Annotated in this window: 3 protein-coding genes; all 3 read right to left on the minus strand. The window is 65.3% G+C overall.

Translation table 11 applies throughout. The features are described 5' to 3' along the window. Nucleotides 1–169: 169 nt before the first annotated feature. From B0W55_RS28870 to B0W55_RS28880, 3 genes are read right to left on the minus strand one after another with little or no spacing between them, the layout of a single operon-like run. Nucleotides 170–1183, minus strand: a complete 1014-nt coding sequence (locus tag B0W55_RS28870) for a phosphotransferase enzyme family protein (RefSeq protein ID WP_077049307.1) — start codon at nucleotides 1181–1183, stop codon at nucleotides 170–172. Nucleotides 1184–1192: 9 nt separating this feature from the next. Continuing rightward, on the minus strand, nucleotides 1193–2470 hold the full coding sequence (locus B0W55_RS28875) for an aspartate aminotransferase family protein (RefSeq protein WP_077049308.1): 1278 nt from the start codon (nucleotides 2468–2470) through the stop codon (nucleotides 1193–1195). Continuing rightward, nucleotides 2463–3776, minus strand: coding sequence for an amino acid permease (locus B0W55_RS28880; protein WP_077049309.1), 1314 nt, complete (start codon nucleotides 3774–3776; stop codon nucleotides 2463–2465). Before B0W55_RS28880 ends, B0W55_RS28875 begins: the two co-directional genes overlap by 8 nt. Nucleotides 3777–4045: the final 269 nt, after the last annotated feature.

Raw genomic sequence — 4045 nt, forward strand, 5'->3', positions numbered from 1 at the left:
AGCTTCTGCAGGTTGCCGGGCCTTTCTGTGGCGAGGGAGCTTGCTCCCGCTCGACTGCGCAGCAGTCGCAAAACCGGCGAATGCGATCCAACGGGGTGCATCGCGTGCACAGGTTTTGGGGTTGCTTCGCAACCCAGCGGGAGCAAGCTCCCTCGCCACGAAGGCCGGGTCACTCTTGGAGATAGTGGCGAGCCAACAAACACGCCCGCTCAATCAACATCGGTGCCATTTCAACCGCGGTCGGTGTGCCCTGACGGGTGTGGATCCAGCCCAGGTAGGTGGTGCCCCGCAGCAGCAGAAACAGCGCCAGCGTCCGCCGATCGGCCTCGGTCAGCGGCTTGACCGCGTGATACCCCTCCAGCAACGCCGCCTTGATCTGCTCATAACGCGGGTCATCCAGACAGAAGTACAGCGCCGTGGCCAGTTCGAACATGTGCCAGCCAAACCCGGCGTCGTCGAAGTCGATCAGGCGCAGTTGCGGGCCTTCGATCAACAGGTTCTCCGGCACCAGATCGGCGTGGATCATGCCGAAGTTGCCCAAGTGTCGACCGTACTGGCGCAAGTCCCGGCGTGCAGCACGTCGTGCCTCCAGCAACAGTTCCCGTTGCTCAGCACTCAACTGCTCCAGCTCCCAGAAACGCCCCCAGAACGGATTCGCCCCGATCAAGCCTTCCTCATCCCAGGCGTGCCGCACGAACTCGTCCGGTTGCTGCCAATCCGCCGAGTGCAGATGAATCCGCGCAGCAATCGCGCCGGCCTCGGCAAACAGGAAATCGATCTCGGTGTCGGCCTGCACCCCGGCCTCTGAGGTGCCGGCGGTGGCACCCGGCAGCCAGGCGAGCATGTCGATGTGGCGCCGCCCGATCTCGGCGTGACTCACTTCGATCAAATGCCGCTGATCCTGCGCACGAATGATCTGCGGCACGGTGATCCCGGCGCTTTCCAGCGCCTCCATCCATTGCAGTTCCGAACGCAGCGCCGCTTCGCAGTGATAGCCGTTGCGATGGATGCGCAACGCCACGCGCTGGCCATCGTGGCGGCGGGCGGAGAACACCGCGTTTTCGCGGTATTTCACCAGTTCGATGTCGGCGAAATCGCCTTCCCAGTGTTGCAGGGCGTGGCGCGCCAGATCGTGCAGATGAGCGACCTGCAGGTCATGGCTCAGGGTATGGAATTCAGTCATGGCAGCTCCTCAAATCGCGCTCAGCGCATGGTCCAGGGTGTCGACGAACAGGTCGGCGTTTTCGCGGCTGAACACCAGTGGCGGGCGCAGCTTGAGGATGTTGTCGCCGGCGCCGATCTTGCTGATCAGCACGCCGTTGTCGCGCATGTCGTTGACCACCTTGCGCGCCTCCAGCCCGGCCGGTTCCTTGCTGACGCGGTCGCGCACCAGCTCCATGGCGAAGAACAGGCCCTTGCCGCGCACATCGCCGATGATCGAATGCTTGTCGGCCAGCACCTGCAAGCGCTGTTGCACGTAGCCGCCGACATCCTGCGCGTTGTGCAGCAGCTGTTGGCCCTCGATCTCATCCAGTACCGCCATGCCCACCGCTGCCGCCACCGGCGAGCCGCCGAAGGTGTTGAAGTACATCGCACTGCGGCCAAACGACTCGACCAGGGCTTTGCCGGTGATCAGCCCGGCCAGGGGATAGCCGTTACCCATGGGCTTGCCGAGGGTGACGATGTCCGGCACCACGCCGTGGGCCTGATGCCCCCACAGGTGCTCGCCGGTGCGACCGAACCCGGACTGCACCTCGTCGGCGATGAACAGACCACCGGCGCCCCTGATCAGCGCCGCCGCCCTGGCGACGAAACTGGCCGGCACCCGGGGCAGGCCTTCGTTGGCGAACAGGGTGTCGATCAGCAGCGCCGCCGGGCGGATGCCCTGGGCCTGCATCGAGGCAATGGCGGCGGCAATGTTGGCTGCATACTCGTCCGCCAGTTGCGTTTCGGTGGTGCCCGCCGGTGCGCGGTACAGGCACGGGATCGGTACCGCCCGGGCGTGAGCAGCGAAGGGTTCGGGCGAGGGCAGGGCGGTGGTGACTTCGGCCAGGGACGCCGAGTTGCCGTGGTAGTTGTAGTCGCTGACGATGATCCCGGTGCCACCGCTGGCGAAGCGCGCCAGACGCAGCGCCAGTTCGTTGGCCTCGGTGCCGGTGCAGGTGAACATCGCGGTGTCCAGCGGCTCGGCGAAGGTGGCGGTCAGGCGCTCGGCGTAACGCACCACCTGCTCGTCCAGGTAGCGGGTGTGGATGTTCAGGGTGCTCGCCTGGCGGTGCATCGCTTCCACCACTCGGGGGTTGCAGTGACCGACGCAGGGCACGTTGTTGTAGACGTCCAGGTAGCGGCGGCCGTCGACGTCGAACAGCCAGACGCCTTCGCCGCGTACCAGGTGCAGCGGTTTGTCGTAGAACAGCGGCGAAGCGCTGCCGAGTACGCGATGGCGTCGTTGCAGAAGGGTGTCAGGCATGGTCGGGAACCTCGATGGCAGGGCTGCGACGGGTGCGCAGCAGGAAGTTGAAAAGGCACAGGGCGAAGGTCACACCCAGGGCGATCAGCATCATCAGGTCGAGCTGGAAGCAGGCGGCGATCACCACCAGCGTCAGGGCCAGGCCCAGCCAGGCGACCAGTTGTCCGCCGATCAGGCTGAACGGGCGCGGCAGGTCCGGCTGGTTGCGCTTGATGCGCAGGTAGGCGCCGAAGATGAACAGGTAGCAAACGTTGAGCAGCAGCACGACCGCGAGCATCACCGTGGCCGGATCGACCGCGGACAACGGCAGGCCGACCACGCCGATCAGTAACAGCGCCGGGTACGGGGTGCCGCGTTTGCCGGTCTTGCCCAGCCATTGCGGGAACAGGCCATCGCGGGCCATGGCGAACAGTTGCCGGGACGCCGCGTAGACCAGCGAGAAAAAGGTCGCGATCAAGCCGAACACGCCGCCGCAGCCGATCACCTTGGCCAGCCACGAACCTTCACCGAAGGCACTGTTGCTGGACATCGCCGCGTACAGCGGATCGCCCGCCGAGCCCACCAGTTCGACGCCGCCGGCGCCGGGTGCGCAGACCAGCACCACCAGCGCGGTGACCAGTAGGGTGCCGATGGCCGCGAGAATGCCCCGGGGCATGGTGCGTCCCGGATTGCTGGCCTCTTCGGCCGCCGATCCGGTCTGCTCGACGGTGATGAACAGCCAGATGGCGAACGGCACGCAGGCGAAGATCCCGCCCAGGCTGACCGGCGTGGTGACATTGGCCGGCAAGGTCAGCAGGTTGCTCAGTTCGACATGAGGCGCCATGGCCACGCCGAAGGTCAGCAGGGCGGCGACGGCGATCACCCCGGCAATGAACGTCAGGCCCATGGCCTCGCCGACACCGCGCAGGTGGATGCCGACGATCACTGCGAACAGCGCGATCTTCACCGGCCAGCCGCCGAAGCCGAACATCGACTCGGTGTAGGCACAGATGAATGTGGCCGCAGCCCCCGTGCCGATGGTCAGCGCCAAGGCACAGGCGATACCGACCAGATAGCCCACGAACGGCCCGAACGCACTTTGTGCATAGACAAACACACCGCCAGCGCTGGGCAAGGCGGTGGACAATTCCGCCACGCACAACGCCAGGCCACCGCACAGCAGCGCCATCAACAGCGTGGCGATCAACATGTTCAACCAGCCACCGGCCGCCAGCCCGAAGTTCCAGCCGGAGAATTGCCCGGCCACCACCAACGCAATTCCGAGGCCGGCAATCTTTGGCCAGCCCAATGCACTTTTCTTGAGCACAAACGTCTCCCGCAGCCCGAAGGCCGATTTATTGTTTTAGTGAGAAATGGAGGGGTTCAGCATGTGTTGCGCTTCGATACTACGCGCGGGGTGCGGCGGCGCATGTTTGCGTGCATGCCAGGTGATTGGGTGTGGATGCCAGATTGTTTGCGCTGGCCTGTACGTCACCAAACCCCTGTGGGAGCGGGCTTGCTCGCGAAGGCGCGGTGCCAGGCGCCATTCATGCTGGATGTGCCGGCCCCTTCGCGAGCAAGCCCGCTCCCACAGGG

This window comes from Pseudomonas sp. KK4 (assembly GCF_001984065.1).
Lineage (GTDB): Bacteria > Pseudomonadota > Gammaproteobacteria > Pseudomonadales > Pseudomonadaceae > Aquipseudomonas.

Excerpts from the sequence above, each read along its gene's own strand:
- B0W55_RS28870 (WP_077049307.1), bottom strand. The coding sequence starts at position 1,183 with ATGACTGAATTCCATACCCTGAGCCATGACCTGCAGGTCGCTCATCTG.
- B0W55_RS28875 (WP_077049308.1), bottom strand. The coding sequence starts at position 2,470 with ATGCCTGACACCCTTCTGCAACGACGCCATCGCGTACTCGGCAGCGCT.